We start from the raw sequence: 23,545 nt of genomic DNA on the forward strand, positions 1-23,545 counted from the left end.
TAAAATAGAATAAGACTGGGAATTGCTCCCAGCCTTGATGTTTATAGAGCTGCACGCAAACGTGCTTCTGCATTTTCTACATTACGGACAGAGCGTGGTAGGAAGGCACGAATATCGTCTTCCTTATAGCCAACTTGCAGGCGTTTTTCATCTACAAGGATTGGGCTCTTTAAAATTCTCGGTGTTTCCATAATCAGATTGAGGACTTCGTTGACACTCAAATCTTCAATATCCACTCCAAGGGCTTTGGCATAGCGATTTTTAGACGAGACGATACTGGCTATTCCGTTATCTGTTTTTGTCAGAATATCCAGTAATTCTTCTCGCGTAATTCCTTCTTTACCAAGATTTTGTTCTTTATAACTTAACTGGTGGGCATTGAGCCAGGTTTTTGCTTTTTTACAGCTAGTACAACTTGAGACTGTATAAATTTTAATCATGTACCTACCCCTTTCGCTACATGTTACTATCAGTTTAGTCTATTATACCATAAAAAACATCCGACTTGCGACCTATTTTTAAATTTTTTTGACTTTTTTCGTCATTTTCGTACTTTTTTCTTGACAAAATGAAATTTACAGCCATTCTTGATATTTCTTGATATAGATTTTTTTCACAATTGTCACACTAATCATATACAAAATAATGATGAAAAGTAAAAAGATGAAATAAATCGGTTTTAAAGGAGTTAGATGGAGAAGGCTAGCTAGTGGACTGTAGGGAAGGAAGGTCACAAAGGCTGCAGCCAATAAGGTTGTCACAAGGACTAGCCAAGCTGGACGACTTTGTAAAAAGGGAATTTTGGCTGAACGCAGCATATGGATAACCATGGTCTGTGACCACATGGACTCGATAAACCAACCTGTCTGAAACAAGACAATAAATCCTACGGCAGATTCTGCCCCATGAACATAGGCTTGACCTGTCGTCATGGGTACAATGATAAAATAGAGCAAAATAAAGGTCAAAATATCAAAGGCAGAAGATATAGGCCCCATCCAAACCATGAAACGTGTGATGGACTTAGCTTCCCAGGTATGCGGATTTCTCAAAAAATCTTTATCCACCTTGTCAAAAGGCAAGGCAATACAAGACAAATCATAGACTAGATTTAGGATAATCAAATGGACTGGTGCCATTGGTAAAAATGGCAAAAAGATTCCAGAGACCAATAGGGATAAGATATTCCCAAAATTAGAACTCACTGTCATTTTGATATATTTAGTCATATTGGCATAGACCTTACGCCCTTCAACAAGTCCTTTTTCAAGCACCATGAGATCCTTATCAAGTAGGATAACATCAGCTGTTTCTTTGGCAATATCTACTGCTGTATCAACAGAAATCCCCACATCTGCAACTTTCATAGAAGGAGCGTCATTGATTCCATCCCCCATATAGCCTACAGCATGACCATTAGCCTTAAATTGCAAAATAATCCTTGCTTTTTGGTCAGGAGAAAGTTTGGCGAAGACGGTTACCTCCTCTACGGCTTGGGCCAATTCTTGATCACTCATCTGATCAATTTCAGATCCTAACAGCATCTGATTGATATCCAAACCAACCTTTTCACAGACTGCTTGGGTAACTTTTTCGTTGTCTCCCGTCAAAATCTTTGTTTGAACCCCATGCTCTAACAGAGCCTTAATTGCTGGTGCAGCAGATGGTTTAGGAGGATCTAGGAAGGCTAAATAACCAGTTAGAATCATATCCCCTTCATCATCAACTGTATAGGCATGACCTTCCTTCAAACCTGACTTATAGGCCACTCCTAAGACACGCAAACCTTGTTGATTTAGTTGTCTGACTTCTGTTAAAATTTCTTCTCTAATAACATCTGTCAAGGGAGTAGTCACTCCTTGGTATTCCGCATAACTGGAAATCGTCAACATTTCCTCTAGGGCACCCTTGGTTACCAAACTAACAACTTCGTGTTCATCCTTAACGATAACACTCATCCGTCTACGTTCAAAATCAAAGGGAAGCTCATCTATTTTTTGAAAAGTTTGAGCCAGATTTTGTAAGAGGGTGTGTTCTTTGGCTTCCTTTTCAGTCCGTTTGATGATGGCTCTGTCCATCAAATTTTTCAAGCCCGTTTGAAAATAAGAATTGAGATAAGCTCGTCTCAAGACGGTCAAATCCAAGCGTCCGTGGATGTCCAAGGGATATTCAAGGACAATTTCGTCTTGGGTTAGAGTTCCTGTCTTATCTGTACACAAAATATCAATCGCCCCTAAGTCCTGTATGGCATTGAGTTTCTTGATAACTACTTTTTCCTTGGCCATAATGATGGAGCCCTTTGCTAGACTGGCCGTGATAATCATAGGAAGCATCTCAGGTGTCAATCCAACACCAACACTCAAAGCAAATACGCCAGCTTCTAACCAATCTCCATCTGTTAAACCATTGGACAAGAAAACGATGGGCACCATGACCAGCATCAAACGAATCAAGAGCCACGAAATACTATTCATCTCCCGCTCAAACGAAGTAGGCTCGTCATAGGTGTTCAAAGTCTGCTCAATGGCCCCCATCATGGTATCATCACCAACTGCTAAAACCACGGCCTTGGCACTACCAGACAAGACATTGGTTCCCATAAAGGCGAGCGCTTCTGCTTCTAGCAGACTATCAGATTGTTGAACTGTTGCCTTGGTCAAGGCCAATTTTTCAACCGATTCACTTTCACCTGTCAAGCCCGACTGTTGTACAAAGAAATCGCGCGACTCAAATAAAAGAAGATCTGCTGGAATCATGTCTCCAGCGCTTAATTTAACCACGTCACCCACTACCAAATCATCGATAGGTACTTCTTGAATTTCTCCTTGACGAATGACAGTCGCTGTGTTGACAATCATTTTTGATAGATTGGTCGCAGCCTTATCACTACGTAGTTCTTGGACAAAGCGTATGCCACCAGAAATGAGGACTAGGACAACGATGATTATAGAAGTCGTCGGATCCTCTTGACCTGGTTTTGCCAACCAGACATTGGTCACCAAGGAAATCACGGCGATGACCAGTAAGATGATCGTAAAAGGATTGATAATGGATTCGTAAATTTTTTTGAGGATACTGTCTTCTTGACCCTTTGTGATGGTATTTTCACCATATAGGTCACGATTTTTCTCCACCTGCTCCTCAGTCAAGCCTGTTAGACTTGTCTTATAAAAAGATAGAGTTTCGTTTAAAGATGTATGAATAGCTGTTGCTAATCTTTCTTTTGTTGTTTTCATTGGTTTCTCCTATCTGTATGAATGATGTGTTTCATACACAGAGACCAATCACTTTATAAGGGCAGAACGACACAAATCAGCGATTGGCTGTGTATGTGCGGTTCCGGATGGTCGTCAATTTGCATCGTCTGTCTCCTTTCTTTGTTTTAAACAGTAGAAAATCCCACCATAAAATGGCAGGATTAAAAAACTAATTATCTGTTTTTCGTTCAAGCTTTAACTCCATAGGGCAATGAAATGAGCTTAGTCTTGGCCTTCGCGACCAGGACTGTTGACCAACGAGTAGTGTCTCCACTGCTTTGCGGTAGTCATCCGTATCCCTATGGTAGCCTCACCTACCGTTTTCTTCTTTCAGTATAAACCTTTAAAATTTAAAAGTCAATTATTTGAGTTGTTTAACTCTTAAATAACTATCAACTCTTTTGGAGCTAGGGTCAATAATTCACAACCTGTCTCTGTAATCAGAATATCATCCTCGATACGAACGCCGTATTTGCCTTCGATATAGATACCTGGCTCATCTGTCAATGCCATACCTGCCTTAATAGTTTCTGTAGAAGTCTGGCTAAAGTATGGTTCCTCATGGATATCCAGACCAATGCCGTGGCCAATACCGTGGGTAAAGTAGTCGCCATAGCCTGCCTCGATGATAATATCACGAGGGATTTTGTCAAAGTCACGGAAACCTAATCCTGCCTTAGCCTGGTCAATCAAGGCTTGGTTGGCTTTCAAAACCGTATTGTAAATTTCTGCCTGCTCGTCGCTAACATGCCCTAGATAGATAGTCCGTGTCATATCACTGACATAGTGGTCATAAAGGCAACCGAAGTCCATTGTAATGGCTTCTCCTAGCTCCACTGGTTTGTGCATAGGATGGGCATGAGGTTTGGAAGAGTTGATGCCACTTGCTAAAATAGTATCAAATGATAGGCCTGAAGCTCCCAACTCACGCATACGGAAGTCAAGGAAGTTGGCAATCTCAATTTCAGTCTTTCCTGGCTTAATAAAGTCAAGCGCGTCGCGGAAAGCTTGGTCTGAGATTGAACAAGCCTTGCGAATAGCTGCAATCTCCACTTCATCCTTAATCATTCGAAGACCTTCGACAAACTGAGTTTGTGGAAGCAAATCAATTCCCTCAAAGGTTGCCTGCATACGGTGATAATAAGACACTGAAATCTCATCTTCAAAACCGATTCGAGACAAGCCCATGTCCTTGACAATTCCTGCAATGACAGCCAATTCATCACGGTCAGCCACAATCTCAAAACCACTGGTTTCTTGCTTGGCTGCAATGATATAGCGAGAGTCTGTCACCAAGACCTGACGGTCACGGCTGATAAAGACTGTTCCGTTTGAGCCCCAAAAACCAGTCAAATAATAGACGTTTTTAAGGTTATTGATGATGATGCCATCTAGTTCTTTTTCTTGCATTTTATCTAGAAATGCTTGTACGCGTTTATTCATGATGTAATTTTCCTTTCAAATAATGTCCTGTGTAGCTGGCTTGGTTAGCAGCTACTTCTTCTGGAGTTCCTGTTGCGATGATGGTTCCACCACCGACACCGCCCTCAGGTCCCAAGTCAATAATATGGTCTGCCGTCTTGATAACATCCAGATTGTGCTCAATGACAAGAACTGTATTGCCATCATCGACAAAGCGAGCTAAAACCTTAAGCAAGCGAGCGATATCCTCGGTATGAAGCCCTGTCGTCGGCTCGTCCAGAATGTAGAAAGATTTTCCTGTCGATCGTTTGTGGAGTTCACTAGCCAGCTTCATACGCTGGGCTTCTCCCCCAGAAAGGGTGGTAGCAGGTTGCCCTAGCGTTACATAGCCTAGCCCCACATCCTTGATGGTCTGAAGTTTACGATGAATTTTCGGAATGTGTTGGAAGAACTCCACCGCATCGTTGACAGTCATATCCAAGACCTGCGAGATATTTTTTTCCTTGTAATGGACTTCTAGGGTTTCACTGTTGTAACGGGTCCCGTGGCAAACTTCACAAGCTACATAAACATCTGGCAAGAAGTGCATCTCAATCTTGATAATCCCATCACCTGAGCAGGCTTCACAACGACCACCCTTGACGTTGAAACTGAAACGACCCTTCTTGTAGCCTCGAATCTTGGCTTCATTTGTCTGGGCAAAAAGGTCACGTATATCGTCAAAAACTCCTGTATAGGTAGCAGGGTTAGACCTCGGCGTTCGTCCAATTGGACTCTGGTCAATATCAATCAAGCGGTCTACATGCTCAATACCGGTAATGGTCTTGAATTTGCCAGGCTTGTCTGAATTGCGGTTAAGCTTCTGGGCAATGGCTTTTTTGAGGATACTGTTGATTAAGGTCGATTTCCCTGAACCTGATACCCCTGTCACCGCGATGAATTTTCCTAATGGGAAACGAGCTGTGACATTTTGCAGGTTGTTCTCACGCGCTCCCGTCACCTCGATAAAGCGACCATTTCCCACACGACGCTCTTCTGGTACTGGAATAGCACGTTTACCTGATAAATACTGGCCTGTGATAGACTTGCTGTTACGAGCCACCTGTTTGGGCGTACCTGCAGCAACAATCTCCCCACCAAAAACACCTGCACCAGGACCAACGTCAATCAGATAGTCCGCTTCGCGCATGGTATCTTCATCATGTTCCACTACGATGAGAGTATTGCCCAAATCTCGCATTTTTTTCAAACTGGCAATCAGGCGGTCATTGTCCCTCTGGTGGAGACCGATTGACGGCTCATCCAGGATATAAAGGACACCTGATAGGTTGGAACCAATCTGGGTCGCCAAGCGAATACGCTGGCTTTCCCCACCTGAAAGGGTTCCTGCCGATCGAGATAGGGTCAGATAGTTGAGGCCTACATTATTGAGGAAGGTCAAGCGGTCCTTGATTTCCTTGAGAATGGGACGAGCGATGATGGCTTCATTTTCAGACAAGATCAGCTGGCTCACCAAGTCCAAGTGGTCTGCGATAGACAGGTCTGAAATTTCTCCGATATGTGGCCCTTGCTCGCCACCCACACGGACAGACAAGGCCTGGTCATTGAGGCGATAGCCGTGACAAGTTCCGCAGGTCAGCTCATTCATGTAAAGACGCATCTGGGTGCGGGTGTAGTCACTATTAGTTTCATGGTAGCGACGCTTGATATTATTGACAACTCCCTCAAAAGGAATATCGATATCGCGCACGCCACCAAATTCATTCTCATAGTGGAAATGGAATTCCTTACCATCTGAGCCGTAGAGAATCAAGTTCTTATCCTCTTCTGATAAGTCCTCAAAAGGCTTATCCATATCCACTCCAAAGGCTGTCATAGCCTGCTCTAGCATGTTTGGATAGTAGTTAGATGAGATAGGATTCCAAGGTGCTAGCGCCCCCTCACGTAAGGTTTTGCTGGCATCTGGTACTACCAAATCAGTATCCACCTCCAGCTTGATGCCCAAGCCGTCACACTCACTACAAGAACCAAAAGGAGCATTGAAGGAGAAGAGACGCGGCTCTAACTCTGGAACAGTAAAACCACAAACTGGGCAGGCATAATGCTCAGAGAAGAGCAACTCAGAGTCGTCCATGGTGTCGATAATGACATAACCTTCTGCAATACAAAGGGCAGCCTCAATGGAATCAAAGAGACGACTACGAATGCCCTCCTTGATAACAATACGGTCAACCACGACATCAATATTGTGTTGCTTGCTCTTGGACAACTCTGGCACTTCGGTCACATCATAGACTTCCCCATCCACACGGACACGGACATACCCATCTTTCTGAACCTTCTCGATAACACTCTTATGTTGGCCTTTTTTCTTGCGGATGACAGGGGCCAAAATCTGCAAGCGCTGGCGTTCAGGTAACTCCAAAACCTTATCCACGATTTGTTCCACAGAAGAAGCCTTGATAGCTCCATGCCCGTTGATACAGTAAGGCGTTCCCACACGCGCGTAGAGGAGACGCAGATAGTCATTGATTTCAGTCGTGGTTCCCACGGTCGAGCGAGGATTTTTACTAGTCGTTTTCTGGTCGATGGAAATAGCTGGGCTGAGGCCATCAATGGCATCTACATCAGGCTTCTCCATATTTCCCAAAAACTGGCGAGCGTAGGCTGACAAACTCTCCACATAGCGACGTTGTCCCTCCGCATAGAGGGTATCAAAGGCCAGACTGGATTTCCCTGAACCTGACAAACCGGTCACGACAACCAACTTGTCTCGTGGAATTTCCACGTCAATATTTTTTAAATTATGGGCACGCGCCCCATGAATGACAATTTTATCTTGCATCTTTGTTCTTTCTAGTCCATTATTGCTTACCATTATACCAAAAAAAGTGAGATTCTATTACCCAAAAGGCTGAATTTGTAGTATAATAGTACGGTGTGAAAAAATCTGAAAAATGAGAAAGGATAAGGGATATGAAACAAGTTTTTCTCTCTACAACAACTGAATTTAAAGAGATCGATACGCTTGAACCGGGTACTTGGATCAATCTCGTCAATCCGACTCAAAATGAATCACTCGAAATCGCTAACGCCTTCGATATCGATATTGCGGACCTTCGAGCACCGCTCGATGCGGAAGAAATGTCTCGTATTACCATTGAAGACGAGTATACCCTGATTATCGTTGACGTGCCGGTCACAGAAGAAAGAAATAACCGCACCTACTACGTAACCATCCCGCTTGGTATCATCATCACTGAGGAAACCATTATCACTACGTGTTTGGAACCACTACCTGTCCTTGATGTCTTTATCAACCGTCGATTGCGTAATTTCTATACTTTTATGCGTTCGCGTTTTATCTTCCAGATTCTTTATCGCAATGCAGAGCTTTACCTAACAGCCCTTCGTTCGATTGACCGCAAGAGTGAACAAATCGAAAGTCAACTGCATCAATCAACTCGTAATGAAGAATTGATTGAACTCATGGAATTAGAAAAAACCATCGTCTATTTCAAGGCTTCCCTCAAAACAAATGAGCGTGTGATTAAGAAATTGACCAGCTCAACAAGTAATATCAAGAAATACCTTGAGGATGAAGACCTGCTTGAAGATACCCTGATTGAAACCCAACAGGCCATCGAGATGGCAGACATTTATGGAAACGTCTTGCATTCTATGACAGAGACCTTCGCCTCTATCATTTCTAACAACCAGAACAACATCATGAAAACCTTGGCCCTTGTGACCATCGTCATGTCCATCCCAACCATGGTCTTTTCTGCCTACGGGATGAACTTTAAGGATAATGAAATCCCCCTAAACGGCGAGCCAAATGCCTTTTGGTTAATCGTCTTTATCGCCTTTGCTATGAGTGTCTCGCTCACTCTCTATCTCATCCATAAAAAATGGTTCTAAGAGGAGTTCCTATGTCTCAGATTGATCTACAAAAATTAACAAAGAAAAACCAAGAGTTTGTCCACATCGCTACCCAACAATTCATCAAAGATGGGAAAACAGACGCTGAAATCAAGACTATTTTTGAGGAAGTCATTCCTCAAATCCTTGAAGAGCAAGCCAAGGGTACGACTGCTCGTTCCCTCTATGGCGCACCAACCCATTGGGCTCATAGTTTCACTGTCAAGGAACAATATGAAAAAGAGCATCCAAGAGAAAATGATGATCCAAAACTCATGATTATGGACTCAGCTTTTTTCATCACTAGCCTCTTTGCCCTCGTCAGTGCCCTCACAACCTTCTTCTCAGCAGATCAAGCTATCGGTTACGGTTTAATTACTCTCCTATTAGTTGGACTGGTTGGTGGATTTGCCTTCTACTTGATGTACTACTTTGTTTACCAGTATTATGGACCAGACATGGATCGCAGTCAACGCCCACCTTTCTGGAAATCTGTACTGGTTATCCTAGCTTCTATGTTCCTTTGGTTGCTTGTCTTCTTTGCAACAAGCTTCCTACCAGCTAGCCTTAATCCAGTACTTGCTCCATTGCCACTGGCTATTATCGGAGCAGCCCTCCTAGCCCTTCGCTTCTATCTCAAAAAACGCTTGAACATCCGCAGCGCAAGTGCAGGGCCAACACGTTACTAAGAAAAGGAAAGAGCTATGGCATATAGTCAATCTTTAGCTCAGCAGATTCGAAAAATTCTAGCGCTCAAACTTCCTCCCCAAATTTTCGAAGAAGAGCTAGAAGAAAAGAAGCTGTTTGGTGGCCTGGCCTTTATGATTCGTGGTAAAATGGTCCTTACTGTCAGTTCCAGAAAGGATGAACTGGTTATGGTCAGAATTGGCAAGGAAATGGAGAAGCAAGTTCTACCCCGAACAGGAGCTCATACTACATTGATGAGGGGGCGCCTTTATCATGGGTATATAGACTTAGATATAGAAGGCCAAAAAGAATTGCCTTACTGGATTGATTTGGCTCTCTCCTATAATCAAGAGTTGACCAAGTAACTCATATCTAGCGAGATTACTGATTAGAAAACGAAAAGCAACTGCACCAGCGGTTGCTTTTTCACTTGCTTGCCTACAAGCTTCCCTCTACCCTTTTCCCTATAGTTTTCTCCCATCTTTTATGATAAAATAGGCTCAATCAATTTCTAGGAGGAAGAAATATGGTTTCTACTATTGGTGTTGTTAGTTTATCTAGTGGCATTATCGGAGAGGACTTTGTCAAACACGAAGTGGACTTGGGTGTCCAACGTCTCAAGAACCTGGGACTCAATCCTACCTTTTTGCCTCATTCGCTAAAAGGATTAGACTTTATCAAGGACCATCCTGAAGCTCGTGCAGAGGATTTGATTCATGCCTTTTCTGATGATAGCATCGACATGATCCTATGCGCCATCGGTGGAGACGATACCTATCGCTTACTACCTTATCTTTTTGAAAATGAGCAACTACAAAAGGTTATCAAACAAAAGATTTTTCTTGGCTTCTCGGATACAACTATGAACCATCTCATGTTGCATAAACTAGGAATCAAGACTTTTTATGGTCAATCCTTCTTAGCAGACATTTGTGAATTAGACAAGGAGATGTTGCCCTATAGCCTTCACTACTTTAAAGAATTGATTGAGACGGGAAGAATCTCAGAAATCCGCCCTAGTGACGTTTGGTATGAGGAACGAACTGATTTTAGTCCCAAGGCTCTAGGAACACCTCGTATCAGTCATACAAATACTGGTTTTGACTTGTTACAAGGAAATGCCCAGTTCGAGGGGGAAATCCTCGGCGGTTGCCTCGAATCCCTCTACGATATCTTTGACAACTCTCGATACGCAGATAGCACTGAGCTCTGCCAAAAATACAAACTTTTCCCTGACTTGTCAGACTGGGAAGGAAAGATCCTCTTGCTAGAAACAAGCGAAGAAAAGCCTGAGCCAGAAGACTTCAAAAAGATGTTGCGGGCTTTAAAGGACACTGGCATATTCGCGGTCATCAGTGGACTCTTAGTCGGAAAACCTATGGATGAAACTTTCTATGACGACTATAAAGAGGCGCTATTGGATATCATTGACAGCAATATCCCGATTGTCTATAATCTGAATGTCGGCCACGCGACTCCAAGAGCAATTATCCCCTTTGGAGTCTATGCCCATGTAGATGCACAGAAACAAGTCATTCGCTTTGACTATAACAAAAAATAAATAGTGTCTCTATTTTTGTGCTTTTGTATTCGTTTTCGTTACAATTTGTATCTGAATTTATTGCATTTCGCTAATTTCTATGATATCCTTTTGAAGGAGGTGTATATGACAAAACAAAAAATTAATCGAATCGTAGGTTCTATTGGTGCCTTTATTGGAATCATAGTATTTATTGCCTACATACCTCAAATTATCGCTAATTTACAGGGAAATAAAGCTCAACCATTTCAACCTTTATCAGCTGCTATATCTTGCTTAATCTGGGTTATTTATGGATGGACAAAGGAACCTAAGAAGGATTGGATACTAATCATTCCAAATTCAGCTGGTGTTATTTTAGGTGGAATCACTTTTTTGACTTCACTCTAACAAATCTAATAGTATATATAAAAAGCTGGGAAAAATTTCTCAGCTTTTTTCTATATTCTCAGATATGCTAGTTACCTGTACATACTAACGACCGCTTTTCCACTCACAATCATTCTCGTGGTCATCAACTATCCCTGCAGCCTGTAGGAAAGACAAAACAGCGACTGGGCCTGTAAACTTGAAGTCTCGTTTTTTGAGATCTTTGGCTAATTTCTCAGACAAAGCGGTTTTAGCTGGGGCTTGGCGGTAATCGGGAACATCATTGACGATCGTTTTCCCCTCAACAAAGGACCAAAGATAGGCATCAAAAGAGCCATATTCTGCCTGTAGTCGTAGAAAGGCTTGGGCGTTAGCGCGTGTAGCAAAAATCTTGGCTCTATTTCGGATGATAGCTGGATTCTCCAGCAAGGCTTCCAATTCGGTATCGGTCATCTCTGCGACCGCTTGAATTTGATAGCCATGAAAGGCTTGACGGAAAGCTTGGCGTTTGTTGAGCACCGTTTCCCAAGACAGGCCTGCCTGATAGGTCTCCATACACAATAACTCAAACAATGCTTGGTCATCATGGAGGGGCTGGCCCCACTCTTCATCATGATAGGCGATATAGAGCGGATTGGTCATCTTGACCCACGAACAACGTTTTGTCATGCTCTGCTCCTATTTGACCAACATTTTGAGGGCAGACTTAATATAGTTTTCTGCTGTATCTGTCGTTCCTTCAAAGAATTTCTTGATTTTCTTGAGCTCTGTTGCCTTGTAGCCCAGCGCCAACATTGCTTCCATGGCTTCTTCCAATTCTTGGTTTTCAGCGCTAGCTTGTACTGCCACCTTGGCAGGAAGGTCATCTCCTGCAACTACTACTTTGCCTTCCAAGTCCAGCACCATCTGCTGGGCTGTTTTCTTACCAATTTTAGGAAACTTGGTCAAATAAGTGATATTCTTGGTTTCGATGGCTTGAACCAAGCCAGCATTGTCATCGGCAGCGATAATAGCAAGAGCTGATACAGGGCCAATCCCAGAAACCGAAATCAGACTGAGAAAGAGCTTTTTCTCGTCTTCTGAGCGAAATCCATAAAGCAGATGAGCATCCTCACGCACAACCTGATGCACATAAATCTGAGCCTCCTGATTGACCTGTCCTGAGTAGGCATAGGGATTGGCCACATGCAAGATATAACCGATACCGTTGACTTCAAGAACAATGTATTTAGCAGTGATTTTGGTAATGATTCCTTTTAGATATTCGTACATAGTTTTCCTTTTAGTTTAATATTTCCCCAACTCACGGAGACTGGTGTGATTTTCCTGAATGCGTCTGAACATCTTTTCCATATCCGACTTTGTAAAATGCACCAAAACAGGACGTCCGTGGGGACAGTTGTAGGGATTATCACATTGAGAAAGTTGATAGAGGAGCTGTCTAGCCGAATGGTCGTCAATACGATGATTGGCCTTGATAGATCGCTTGCAGGACATCATAATAGCCAGCTCTGCTCGATATTTCTTGATAGAAACTTCCTTGGTCAAAAGGAGCATGTCGCACATCTCATAGATGCCTGACTCAATCTCTTCTTCTGCCATCCAAATAGGATGTTCACGTAGGATGAATTGATTTTCCCCGTACTCTGCTAGAAAGACTCCAACTTCCTCCAAAAGTGCCATTCTTTCCTTAAGACGAAGGGCATCATCCGCTGGAAATTCAAAGATATAGGGCACTAGTAGTTGCTGCTGGCTCTGGTCAACATCGCCAATGCTTTCACGGTACTCCTCGTACTTAACCCGTTCCTGAGCCGCATGCTGGTCTATGATGTAAAGTCCATCTCGCCCTTGGGCAAAGAGATAGGTTCCATGCATTTGCCCGAAAAATTCCAACTCTGGGAAGCTGGATGATTCTTCTCGCTCCAGTTTGTCATAAGCCTTATCAAGACTAGCTAGGTCTAACTCCGGATGGTCTAGTTGGTCATAGTTAGCTGGCTTTCTCTCTGCAAAATGCAGTTTTGCTGGCTTGGTCAATCGGTCCAGGGTTTCCTTGGCAAATAAAGTCAAATCCTGTCCTTCATCAGTCAATTCTACCTGATAATCAGCTACTTCAGCTTGACTAGGTCTTGTCGGCTCAGTATTCTCATAGTAGAGCGTATTTTCTTTGAGTGGGAGAATAGTTTGCTCCACCTTCTCACGATTGCGCACGGTCGATTTAGCAAGATTTTCCAAGGCATCTGGAATCAAGGTTTGTTCCTTGAGACTATTTGCAATAGCTTCTGAAACCAAGGTCATCAGTTCTTTTTCCTTGGAAATCCGCACCTCTTGCTTGGTTGGATGCACATTGACATCCGCTAGATAAGGGTCGATATGAATATGAATGACAGCCAGTGGAAAACGACCTACCATAAGCTTACTACCATAGCCGTCAAGAATAGCACGATTGAGTAAAAAGTTCTTGATATAACGGCCATTGATGAAGAGGCTAATATAATTGCGATTAGCTCGAGTCAACTCAGGCAAGGACACAAAACCTGTAATTTCGAAATCAAGGTCAGAATTCTCAATTTCAATCATCTTCTTGGCACTCGCCAAACCGTAAATCCCTGCAATAGCTTGACGCAGTTGACCAGTCCCAGCTGTCCGCGTCATTTCCTTACCATCACTAATCAAACTGAAAGAAATCTCAGGATGGGCCAAACCCAGACGATTGACAATATCAATGATATGAGACAACTCCGCTTGCTGACTCTTCATATACTTGAGGCGGGCAGGCGTGTTAAAAAAGAGGTCCTCCACACAAACCTTGGTCCCCACAGGACTGGTCGCTGGGATGACTTCTTCTACTTCACCCCCACGCGCGACTAGCTGAGTTCCGTGACTTGCACCATCCATAGCCGTCAACAGAGTCAGTACACTGACAGACGCGATAGAAGGAAGGGCTTCACCACGAAAACCAAGCGTCCGAATCCGAAAGAGATCTGCCTGATTTTTTATTTTACTGGTCGCATGACGACGCAGAGCCAGCTCTACCTCATCGTGGGCAATTCCATGACCATTATCCGTGATTTGAATCTTCTTGAGACCTGCTTCCTCAATCTCAATGATAATCTGACTAGATCCCGCATCAATAGCATTTTCTACCAACTCTTTGACCACACTGGCAGGACGTTCAATAACCTCTCCAGCCGCGATTTGGTTTGCCAACACCTCTGGCAATTCAATAATATGAGACATTTTTCAGCCCCTTTCTGTATCTGTTTTCCTAGAAATTGATTAGTGCTATTATACCATATTTCAGATAGGACAGAAAAGCAAGCACCACATAGGATCCAAATCCCTCCACATAGACAAAGTCCCTTGCCAGGTGTCGTAAAATAGTGTTTAATAAAGGTGTACAAGAAGTGATCACAATTTTGTATGAAAAACAAGGAGAGAAATTTATGAAAGTAGAACTACAGATTAGTGAAACTTACGAAGAGGAAAAGCTGATTGTTCAAGCACCTCAGCCGACAGATAAAGTCCAGAAAGTCATCGAGTTCGCAGAAAATCTTGACCGAAAAGAAAAAATCAAAGGTAAAATAGATAATCAGGTCTATCTCGTTGAGATTGGCAAGATTCAGCGCTTCTATATCGAGAATCGGAAGGTTCTAGCAGAAACGGCGAGTCAGACCTACAGCATTGATTTGCGACTCTATCAGGTCCTTGAAATTCTGCCAACCAATTTTATCCAAATTTCCCAATCAGAAATCATCAATATCGATTCCATCTCTCATCTCAAGCTCACCCCCAACGGCCTAGTAGAAATTTTCTTGAAAAATGAAAGCTTCACCTACTCTTCACGCCGTTACCTAAAAACCATCAAGGAGAAATTAGAACTATGAAAAAACAAATCTTCCACGACGCAGCTACTGGTGTCCTCATCGGTCTCATCCTCTCTATCATCTTTTCACTCATTTATGCACCAAGTACCTACGCCCCGTTAAGTCCCGACTCTCTCATCGGACAAATGATGACTCAACATCAAGTTCACGGTGCCTTGGTCTTGCTCTACTGCACTCTTATCTGGGCAGCCATTGGTATTCTCTTCAACTTTGGCAAACGATTATTCAGCCGTGACTGGAGCATGCTTCGTGCGACGCTTTCCCATTTCTTCCTCATGCTGGTTGGCTTTGTCCCACTAGCAACCCTAGCAGGTTGGTTCCCTTTCCACTGGTTCTTCTATCTCCAGCTCATTATCGAGTTTGCGATTGTCTACCTCATCATTTGGACTATTTCCTATAAAAAAGCATCAAAAAAAGTAGACCATATCAATCAACTCTTGGAGCATAGAAAGTAAGAACCTCATAATAAGCAAATCCGAGAAAGAAACTTCTCGGTTTTTCTTTATCCTGCTGCACCTTTCTATCATAGCGGTTATTTTCAGATCTTCTTTGTAAATTTTCTGTAATTTTCTATCTTTTTTCAAAATATTCTTGCATTTTCCCAAAGTTTTTTGTAGAATATAGATTACATATCCAGATTATTCTGAAAATTCTAAAAGGAGCATCTATCATGTCACAAGCTATTTCGTTAAATCAATCAACCTGGACAAGTAAACTAAAAGCAATGGGGCCTGGAATCCTAATGGCTTCTGCCGCTGTTGGTGGTTCTCACATTGTATCTTCCACTCAAGCTGGTGGTTCTTATGGGTGGTCGCTACTCCTCTTGGTCATCTTAGCCAATGTCTTTAAATATCCATTTTTCCGTTTTGGTGCTGAATACACCGCTGATACTGGAAAGACTTTGGTTGAAGGTTATGCCGAAAAAGGAAAACTCTATCTCTGGATTTTCTTTATCCTCAATGTCTTTTCGGCTATGGTCAACACAGCTGGTGTCGCCATTCTGTGCTCAGCTATCATCGCCAGTGCCTTCCCAATGATTGGACTTAGCATCACTCAGTGGTCCCTCATTCTCGTTGCAATCATTTGGGCTATGTTACTCTTTGGAGGCTACAAACTCTTAGACGGCATGGCAAAATGGATCATGTCAGCTTTGACCATTGCAACTGTTCTTGCAGTTATCATCGCGGCGATCAAGCATCCCGAATACAGCTCTGATTTTGTCGAGAAAACACCTTGGCAAATGGCAGCTCTACCCTTCATCGTCTCCCTCTTAGGATGGATGCCAGCTCCTATTGAAATTTCAGCTATCAATTCACTTTGGTCTGCTGAAAAGAAAAAGACCGTCAACTTTAACACCGAGGACGCTCTATTTGACTTTAACGTTGGTTACATTGGAACAGCTATCCTAGCTGTGTTCTTTGTAGCACTGGGAGCATTGATTCAATATCCTACAGGGCAAGCAGTTGAAGCTGCTTCAGCCAAATACATCTCTCAATTCGTGGGCATGTATGCCTCTGTTCTTGGCGAGTGGTCCCGTTACTTGATTACCTTTATTGCCTTCCTGTGTATCTTTGGAACAGTTATTACTGTTATCGATGGTTACTCTCGTGTCAATCAGGAATCTCTCCGACTGCTAATCAGTCAAAAAGAAGACAGTAGTAAATCTTTGAACATCTGGATGACCATCACTGCTATCATCGGTATCGTCATTATCAAGTTCTTCGCTGGTCAGGTTTCAACTATGCTTCGCTTTGCTATGATTGGTTCTTTCCTGACAACACCTTTCTTCGCTCTTTTGAATTATGTCTTGGTAACGCGTGAAAACAAAAATCTTCCTTCTTGGCTCAAGCATCTTGCCATTGCAGGATTGATTTTCCTCTTTGGTTTCGCCATCTTCTTTATCTATGCACTTGCAATCGGAAAAGCAGGATAACTAACAAAGCGCGAGATGAAGATAATACTCTTCGTAAATCAAATTCAAACCACGTCAACGTCGCCTTGCCGTACTCAAGTACAGCCTGCGGCTAGTTTCCTAGTTTGCTCTTTGATTTTCATTGAGTATAAGGTTTCATTTCAAGAGAAAATTCAGTAAATATTTCTATGATAAAAAGCATAAGAACAAGGTTTTGAAGACCTGAACTTATGCTTTTTTACGTTCTCAAAGACTGTTTATACTCAAAAAACAGTTGAACAACTTCAACCACCTCTTATAAGAACTTTATACTATTCGAAAATCTCTTCAAACCACATCAGCTCTATCTGCAACCTCAAAGCTGTGCTTTGAGCAACCTGCGACTAGCTTCCTAGTTTGCTCTTTGATTTTCATTAAGTATTAATTCTCTCTTTCCAACTCATACAAATCTGCGATAATTGCTGCGACATGTTTGATATCTCCCAGCATGCCTCGCATTTCAAAGTCAGCCAAGACAGGGAAACCAAAACGTTGACTGTATTGCTTGGCTGTCAGGCAGTATTGATTATTAAAGTTACGATTTCCTGAGCCAACCACGCCAAAACACTTACTAGCATTGTCACCATAGGCGATAAAATCCCCCACTGGTGTTGTCAAAATCTCGACATCTCCGTTATCAACGCCATTCCCACCTTCTAGGTAGGTTGGCAAAAAAGCGACATAGGGATGGTCCATTTCATAGAAATCTTGGCCTTCCTTGACCAAATCTTTGATATGAATCTTTTGAACCTCAATTCCCTCGTACTGGGACAAGAGATAGTCTTTCAAGCGTGTCACAAAACTCTCAGTATTGCCACTCAGACTGATATAAACTAAAGAAATTGTCTTCATATGTACCTCCATGATTTTATCTATAATCGAAAAAGAACTACCAAGATTGTAACTTGATAGCTCTTTTTTGTCAATACTTAAGCAACTTCTTCTGTTTCCTCTTCTGCCAAGGCTTTCTGTTGTCGCCACATCTTATAGAAGACAAGGGCTAGGAAGAGAATATTGATGACGATATAGAAAATGCTGACAGCTTTTGAACCAATACTCATTGTCAAACGCATAGTCTCATCTTGAACCAACTGCACAGCGTCCTGTAAACCAACATAGCCATAAATCGAACCGATAATAGCTAACAAAACATAGCCAACATAAGTATAGTTTGCATATTGCAAATTCTTACGAATAAGGAAGACAATCGCTACTACAACTAAAATAGCAGATAGCACAATCAAAGCAACATTAAAAATAGAATGAGATATTTCTGCCACTCTATAGCTATAATTAATGCTATCTTCTACCTGCTGAGCACTGACCCCTGCAACCTGTTTCTGAGCGGCAGCGGAACGAAGGACTTCTTTGCTAGGTATGGGACCCAACATTCCAAACAGAGATGAAACTGAAATAAGAGCAGACAAGATTAGCAAGACCCATAGATAAATCGGTTTCTTTTTCATGATAGAACCTCCTGATGTTATTATTGATATTATAGCACCTTTTGTAAGGGAATACAAGTCTTATAGTATCGTTTCTACCTGTTTTCGGTAGGCTTTTGGTGATTTTCCGCACAATTTTCGGAACACTTTATAGAAATATCCCACGTTACTGTAACCAACAGCATAACAAATATCTTCGATACTGTCACTGGTTGAAAGTAAGAGCTGCTGGGCAGCCTTAATGCGTTGTTTATTTAGTAACTCTGCGAAGGTAGAATTGGTTTCTCGCTTAATCAACTGACCCAGATAGACAGGATTGATAAAAAGATCCTTACTGATATCCTTGAGGGAAAGTTCTTTCTGATAATCACGCCCAATGACTTCCAGCACACTGACCACATTTTCATTCATACGATATTGCCCAAAGAATCGAGTCAGAGTTTCCTTGATATAAGGAACCAATTCATCGAAGGATTGAATAGCATGAATCGTTTTGACGATATTCGTCATATCATCAGCTTTGAGATGTTCAAACAAGTGGAAAACATCCATGACAAACTGGATAAAAAGCTGTTTGGTAATCGGAACACGCGGCGTATTTTCAAGAACCACCTTCTCCAAGAGGTTTAACTCTTCCACGATTTGATTGAGATTCCCCTGAATGATAACCCTATAAATCGGTTCGTAGTAGGCAAATAGACTCTGAGACTGTTGTAGATTTACAGAGCCGTAAAAGAGGGCTTTCTCAGCATTCAACTTCCAGCGTTCAAAGTGTTCTTGATAGGGAGCTTCAAAGGGAGTAACGACTAAACCATCTAGGGGTTGATCAGAAATAAAAATCTGCCAGTCTTGACCCAAGACATAGTAGGGAATGGTGAAGGAACCTTGCTTTTCCTTGGATAGACCTATCCACCAATTCTCCTTACCTCCTAAATAACTGACAAATCCAGCATCGTCTAAATCTTGACTGAGAGTCTGACTTTTCTTTCTTCTCTCTCCAAGCTGACCTGCAATCTTCTCCAGCAGATTTCCTAACTCTACCTTATCAACAGGCTTAACCAGATAGTCCACCACACTAAGGTTCATAGCTCTTTTTACATAATCAAACTCCTGATAACCTGAGAGCAGGATATAGGCAGCATCTGGTAAGATTTCTTTCATTTCCCGAATCATATCAAGCCCTGTTTTGTCGGGCATATTGACATCTGAAATGATGACATCGACGGGATTTTCCTGAACATATTCTAGGGCTTCATCGGCATGACTGGCTGTTGCGACGACCTCCATATCCCACTTATCAAAGGGAATCAAACGTTTCAGACCTTCTGTCACCATGTACTCATCATCTACTAATAATACTTTATACATTTTCTCCCTTTCTACTCATCTTGAATTGTAATACGATACTGAACACCGGCTTGCTCTGTAGACTCTATAGTAATGGCATAGCGGTCCCCAAAATAGAGCACAAAACGCTCATGGACATTGGCAATCCCGATAGACTGCCTTTTTGCACTATAGCTTGCCTGGTGTTCAAAATGTCTCTGACTTAATTTTTCTCGGATATTTGCCAGCTTTTCAGCCGACATTCCACGGCCATTATCGACCACTAAAATTTCCACAAAACCATCTCGTTTAAGAGCCTTGATGCTAATCACATTATCTGTCCGTCTATGGTCAACACCATGCGCGAAATAGTTTTCTACCAGCGGTTGCAAGGTAAACTTGGGAATCTTCATATTCTCTAACTCTGGATCTATCTTGAAACCATAGGCAATGGACTTGGGATAGCGAACCATGCAGAGATAGCTGTATTTACGGCAAAATTCTAATTCCTGTTTGAGAAGAGTTTCTCTTTCGTCGGAAATATTGTTACGCAAGAGACTACTGAACTCATAAATGATATCCGCCAACTCGTCTTGACTCTGCATAACTGCATACATGCGCAAGAATTCCAGCGTATTATACATGAAATGAGGATTGATTTGCGCCTGCAGGGCTCGCATATTGGCATCTTTTTGACTAAGCTCTAACTGGTAAATATCATGGATGTTCTTTTCCAATCGATCCAACATATCATTGGTGGTCTCCGCGATTAAGAGCAATTCCTGATCCTTTTCAAGTGTGTCAATACGAAGACCTTCCTCTCCTTGGGCAATAGCTTGGATGGAATCCACCAAATCCACTACCTGCTTTTGATAATTAGCAAATGTCTGCCTCAAAGTCAGATAGAGAATGACAATAAAGAGAAGGCTCAAGCCCACAATCAAAGCAGAGCTGGTCACCGTTCCTTGTAAAACAAAATTTTTGGGAACTGCCACCTGAACCTGATAGCCATGAGAGGTCACACCGACAAACCAGTTCTCATGTTCCCTATCGACCCTCTCACCAATATGAAAAATCTCCGTATCAAATGGTGATGTCACAGTAACAGCCATCGGGATATGACCTCGGGTATTGTCTACAGCATGGTATAAGATTTCTGGATCCAAGGAAATATAAACAACCCCTATAGATTGATCCGTCGCTGGATCTAAAATAGGAACTCCAAAACTATTGGCCTCCGGTTTAAAGCCTTCCGCAAGTACCGAATGACCCCCTCTCTCATTTCTGCTCGAAACATAAACTTCTTTAAAGTCCTGCAAGACGATTGCAACACCCGTTATATAGTCATTCTGAACATATAGGTCATCGATATTTTCATACAGAGAAATAGAAGTTGACGAAGCTGCTTGATGCTCCAACAGCCAATAAAAATACTCAGAAGTTGACAGGCTAAAGTACTTATAAACCCCTTGTATACGGTCTTGATTGGCTACTAAATCTTGCGCTAGCTGGGCTGATTCGCGATAATAATACTCCACCTCTTCGACTGTTCGAGTGGTTACACGCTGGGCTACTCTCTGAGCTTCCTTTTCCCGTGAATCCCAGTCAGCATAGGAGAGTAAGATTGCAAAACTCGCAATAATAATCATCATAACTGAACTGTAGGTTCTCAGAAGCGTATGTAGCCAAAACTGCTTCATTCTATTTTGTCGCCAATTTTTCATGGATACTTTCATAGACCGGTTCCAACATATCACTGATAAAGAAATGCCACATCCCAATTCCTACAAAGAAAAGTAGAGCAGGCATATAGTAACCAATTGCCACAAGTAGCACTGTCCCAAGGAGAACCTTGGCCACAGCTGCTAGACTCATAAAGATGCCAATCAAGGATAGTTTGAGACTATTTCGATAGGACAAATCAAAATAAACTTGTAATTTCAAAGACACTGTATAGGCCAAAAAGATCAGGGCAACTACTAGGACATTCAAAAAGGTCGCAATCAAATGAATAATAGTCTGATGAGGCAATTGCACCAAGAGATACAAGCCATAAACCAAAACTAGATCCACTCCTAAAAAACTATAGAAAATCAGGTTGCTTGAGACAAAATTTTGCTTGTAAAGAGACCAAGCCTCCTTCAAACTGTATTCCCGAAAGCTATAACCATGTTCTGCATATAGGCTCATCAAGGTGGCACTAGCCGGCGCTAGACCAAGGATAATCCCTCCTGCTAAAGTTAATAGCCAAAAGAAGGCTGTCGCAATCATCCCTAAAAAGAAACGATTAAAGACAAAGTCTAAAAATCTCCCCATGATATCCCCCTAAAAATAACTATGAAACTATTATATCATATTTCAAGCGTTTTCAAAAACTTCTAGTATCCATTTACAATCCCACCAAACCATGGTAAAATGAGAATTGTGAAAAAATTATCAGGAGACAATTCATGAAGAAATCTATCTTAACTACACTGCTTTTTGCAGTTCTTTACTTCCTCTGCATGGGGATTGGTGTCCTTTTGGGCAATCTCTTTGACCAAGCTGGAAACATGTTTTATGCGCCTGCCTTTACTGCCCTTGTCGGCGGTAGCGTCTATATGATCCTAGTCGCAAAAGTTCCGCGCTTTGGAGCCATTACCACTATCGGCCTTGTCATTGCCCTCTTTTTCTTGGGAACTAAACACGGTGCCGGTGCCTTCCTTCCTGGAATTATCTGTGGCCTCCTAGCAGATGGAGTAGCTAAACTCGGAAAATACAAGGACCAAACAAAAAACCTCCTTTCTTTCCTTATTTTTGCCTTTAGTACAACAGGACCAATCTTGCTTATGTGGATTACTCCCAAAGCCTATATGGCTACCCTTCTGGCAAGAGGAAAATCGCAAGAATATATCGACCGTATCATGGTCGCACCAAACCCTGGAACCGTCCTTCTATTTATCGCAAGTATTGTCATCGGAGCCCTAGTGGGTGCTTTGATTGGACAAGCCTTGAGTAAAAAATTGGCACAAAAAATCTGATTACTAAAAAAGAGCCACACGGCTCTTTTTTATTTATGACTCAATTTCTTGGTCAGGAAATCTCCCAAGAATTGGATTGCAAAGATAATCAAAATGATAATGATAGTTGCCAAAATGGTCACATCGTGATTGTAACGGTTAAATCCATAGGCGATAGCTACGTTACCAATACCACCTGCTCCGACCGCTCCCGCCATGGCTGTTTCACCGACTAGTGAAATCAAGGTTACAGTCGTCACACGGATCAAATCTGGAAGGCCTTCTGATAGGTAAACACCTACGATATCCCAGAATGTCGCTCCGCTAGCTTGAGCCGCCTCAATGACACCACCATCTAGCTCAGCCAATACCACCTGTACTTGACGGGCAAAGAAGGCAAAGACTGCAAAAGATAACGGTACGATAGCCGCATTTGGACCAATGCTTGTTCCTACGATTAGATGAGAGAAGGGTGACAAGACTGCCAAGAGAATGATAAATGGTACCGCACGGAAAATAGAGGTAATCTTATCCAAAATCCAAAAAACAACTTTATTTTCCAAAACACCACCCGGCGCTGTCAAGACAAGGAAAAGACCTGCCACCAGCCCCAAGAAACCTCCAATAATAAAGGAAAGAACTGTCATATAAAGGGTTAGGTAGATGGCTGTTCCCCAGCCTGCTTGACCAGCCCAGCCCATTTTATAAACATTTGGTAAATAGGTTTGAATCAATGATTCCATC

Annotated in this window: 22 protein-coding genes and 1 riboswitch; of the genes, 9 read left to right on the plus strand and 13 right to left on the minus strand. The window is 42.3% G+C overall.

Annotated features, from left to right (window positions below):
* Window positions 1-41 precede the first annotated feature (41 nt).
* From spx to uvrA, 4 genes are all read right to left on the minus strand, one after another.
* Window positions 42-440: a transcriptional regulator Spx gene (gene spx, locus SK608_RS09390; protein WP_000591165.1), complete on the minus strand. Its 399-nt coding sequence runs from the start codon at window positions 438-440 to the stop codon at window positions 42-44.
* A 135-nt stretch (window positions 441-575) separates the two neighbouring features.
* Complete coding sequence (mgtA, locus tag SK608_RS09400; protein ID WP_033678536.1) at window positions 576-3,236, minus strand: magnesium-translocating P-type ATPase; 2,661 nt, start codon at window positions 3,234-3,236, stop codon at window positions 576-578.
* A 194-nt stretch (window positions 3,237-3,430) separates the two neighbouring features.
* Window positions 3,431-3,581: riboswitch (M-box (ykoK) riboswitch) on the minus strand.
* Between the two features lie 57 nt (window positions 3,582-3,638).
* The gene (locus tag SK608_RS09405; RefSeq protein ID WP_033678537.1) at window positions 3,639-4,700 is read right to left on the minus strand and encodes a M24 family metallopeptidase; all 1,062 of its coding nucleotides are present in this window, start codon (window positions 4,698-4,700) and stop codon (window positions 3,639-3,641) included.
* A complete protein-coding gene (gene uvrA / locus SK608_RS09410; protein WP_033678539.1) occupies window positions 4,693-7,524 on the minus strand; it encodes an excinuclease ABC subunit UvrA in 2,832 nt (943 codons plus the stop codon). Before uvrA ends, SK608_RS09405 begins: the two co-directional genes overlap by 8 nt.
* 131 nt (window positions 7,525-7,655) lie before the next feature.
* Between uvrA and SK608_RS09415 the strand changes: the two genes are divergently transcribed.
* From SK608_RS09415 to SK608_RS09435, 5 genes are all read left to right on the plus strand, one after another.
* Window positions 7,656-8,600 carry a magnesium transporter CorA family protein gene (locus SK608_RS09415; RefSeq protein ID WP_000815623.1) on the plus strand — a complete coding sequence of 315 codons (945 nt, stop codon included), beginning with the start codon at window positions 7,656-7,658 and terminating at the stop codon, window positions 8,598-8,600.
* An 11-nt stretch (window positions 8,601-8,611) separates the two neighbouring features.
* The gene (locus SK608_RS09420) at window positions 8,612-9,289 is read left to right on the plus strand and encodes a DUF1129 domain-containing protein (protein WP_033678542.1); all 678 of its coding nucleotides are present in this window, start codon (window positions 8,612-8,614) and stop codon (window positions 9,287-9,289) included.
* Window positions 9,290-9,304: 15 nt separating this feature from the next.
* Window positions 9,305-9,652: a hypothetical protein gene (locus SK608_RS09425; RefSeq protein ID WP_000331824.1), complete on the plus strand. Its 348-nt coding sequence runs from the start codon at window positions 9,305-9,307 to the stop codon at window positions 9,650-9,652.
* Window positions 9,653-9,813: 161 nt separating this feature from the next.
* Window positions 9,814-10,848: a S66 family peptidase gene (locus SK608_RS09430; RefSeq protein ID WP_033678544.1), complete on the plus strand. Its 1,035-nt coding sequence runs from the start codon at window positions 9,814-9,816 to the stop codon at window positions 10,846-10,848.
* A 105-nt stretch (window positions 10,849-10,953) separates the two neighbouring features.
* Complete coding sequence (locus tag SK608_RS09435; RefSeq protein ID WP_000166114.1) at window positions 10,954-11,217, plus strand: SemiSWEET family transporter; 264 nt, start codon at window positions 10,954-10,956, stop codon at window positions 11,215-11,217.
* An 84-nt stretch (window positions 11,218-11,301) separates the two neighbouring features.
* Here the strand turns inward: SK608_RS09435 and SK608_RS09440 are convergent, their stop codons facing one another.
* From SK608_RS09440 to mutL, 3 genes are read right to left on the minus strand one after another with little or no spacing between them, the layout of a single operon-like run.
* A complete protein-coding gene (locus SK608_RS09440) occupies window positions 11,302-11,865 on the minus strand; it encodes a DNA-3-methyladenine glycosylase I (protein ID WP_033678547.1) in 564 nt (187 codons plus the stop codon).
* A 9-nt stretch (window positions 11,866-11,874) separates the two neighbouring features.
* Entirely contained in the window at window positions 11,875-12,468 is a 594-nt protein-coding gene (gene ruvA, locus SK608_RS09445; RefSeq protein ID WP_000273423.1) for a Holliday junction branch migration protein RuvA, read from the minus strand.
* Window positions 12,469-12,483: 15 nt separating this feature from the next.
* Window positions 12,484-14,433, minus strand: a complete 1,950-nt coding sequence (gene mutL / locus SK608_RS09450; protein WP_033678550.1) for a DNA mismatch repair endonuclease MutL — start codon at window positions 14,431-14,433, stop codon at window positions 12,484-12,486.
* A 206-nt stretch (window positions 14,434-14,639) separates the two neighbouring features.
* Here mutL and SK608_RS09455 point away from each other — a divergent pair, with 206 nt between their 5' ends.
* The 3 genes from SK608_RS09455 to SK608_RS09465 all read left to right on the plus strand — a co-directional run bounded on the left by SK608_RS09455 (window position 14,640) and on the right by SK608_RS09465 (window position 17,013).
* Window positions 14,640-15,080 carry a LytTR family DNA-binding domain-containing protein gene (locus tag SK608_RS09455; protein ID WP_033678553.1) on the plus strand — a complete coding sequence of 147 codons (441 nt, stop codon included), beginning with the start codon at window positions 14,640-14,642 and terminating at the stop codon, window positions 15,078-15,080.
* Window positions 15,077-15,535, plus strand: a complete 459-nt coding sequence (locus tag SK608_RS09460) for a DUF3021 domain-containing protein (RefSeq protein WP_033678556.1) — start codon at window positions 15,077-15,079, stop codon at window positions 15,533-15,535. Before SK608_RS09455 ends, SK608_RS09460 begins: the two co-directional genes overlap by 4 nt.
* 215 nt (window positions 15,536-15,750) lie before the next feature.
* Window positions 15,751-17,013 (plus strand): NRAMP family divalent metal transporter, encoded by a 1,263-nt coding sequence (locus SK608_RS09465; protein ID WP_033678559.1) that lies wholly within the window; start codon window positions 15,751-15,753, stop codon window positions 17,011-17,013.
* Between the two features lie 399 nt (window positions 17,014-17,412).
* On the opposite strand, the gene nrdI is transcribed toward SK608_RS09465, so the two are convergent.
* The 5 genes from nrdI to SK608_RS09490 all read right to left on the minus strand — a co-directional run bounded on the left by nrdI (window position 17,413) and on the right by SK608_RS09490 (window position 22,118).
* Window positions 17,413-17,883, minus strand: a complete 471-nt coding sequence (nrdI, locus tag SK608_RS09470; protein ID WP_000849611.1) for a class Ib ribonucleoside-diphosphate reductase assembly flavoprotein NrdI — start codon at window positions 17,881-17,883, stop codon at window positions 17,413-17,415.
* 77 nt (window positions 17,884-17,960) lie between these two features.
* Window positions 17,961-18,497, minus strand: a complete 537-nt coding sequence (locus SK608_RS09475; protein WP_000729038.1) for an ABC transporter permease — start codon at window positions 18,495-18,497, stop codon at window positions 17,961-17,963.
* A gap of 60 nt (window positions 18,498-18,557) precedes the next feature.
* Entirely contained in the window at window positions 18,558-19,844 is a 1,287-nt protein-coding gene (locus SK608_RS09480) for a response regulator transcription factor (protein WP_033678562.1), read from the minus strand.
* A gap of 11 nt (window positions 19,845-19,855) precedes the next feature.
* On the minus strand, window positions 19,856-21,526 hold the full coding sequence (locus SK608_RS09485; protein WP_284697445.1) for a sensor histidine kinase: 1,671 nt from the start codon (window positions 21,524-21,526) through the stop codon (window positions 19,856-19,858).
* A complete protein-coding gene (locus SK608_RS09490; RefSeq protein WP_000532348.1) occupies window positions 21,504-22,118 on the minus strand; it encodes a YesL family protein in 615 nt (204 codons plus the stop codon). The genes SK608_RS09485 and SK608_RS09490 overlap by 23 nt, the downstream gene beginning before the upstream one ends.
* Window positions 22,119-22,252: 134 nt before the next feature.
* On the opposite strand from SK608_RS09490, the gene SK608_RS09495 reads away from it, so the two are divergent.
* Window positions 22,253-22,822: an MptD family putative ECF transporter S component gene (locus tag SK608_RS09495; protein ID WP_033678565.1), complete on the plus strand. Its 570-nt coding sequence runs from the start codon at window positions 22,253-22,255 to the stop codon at window positions 22,820-22,822.
* Window positions 22,823-22,851: 29 nt separating this feature from the next.
* On the opposite strand, the gene SK608_RS09500 is transcribed toward SK608_RS09495, so the two are convergent.
* Entirely contained in the window at window positions 22,852-23,544 is a 693-nt protein-coding gene (locus tag SK608_RS09500) for a methionine ABC transporter permease (RefSeq protein ID WP_000444647.1), read from the minus strand.
* Between the last annotated feature and the right edge of the window lies 1 nt (window position 23,545).

It is taken from the genome of Streptococcus mitis subsp. hohhotensis (assembly GCF_000722775.1).
Lineage (GTDB): Bacteria > Bacillota > Bacilli > Lactobacillales > Streptococcaceae > Streptococcus > Streptococcus carlssonii.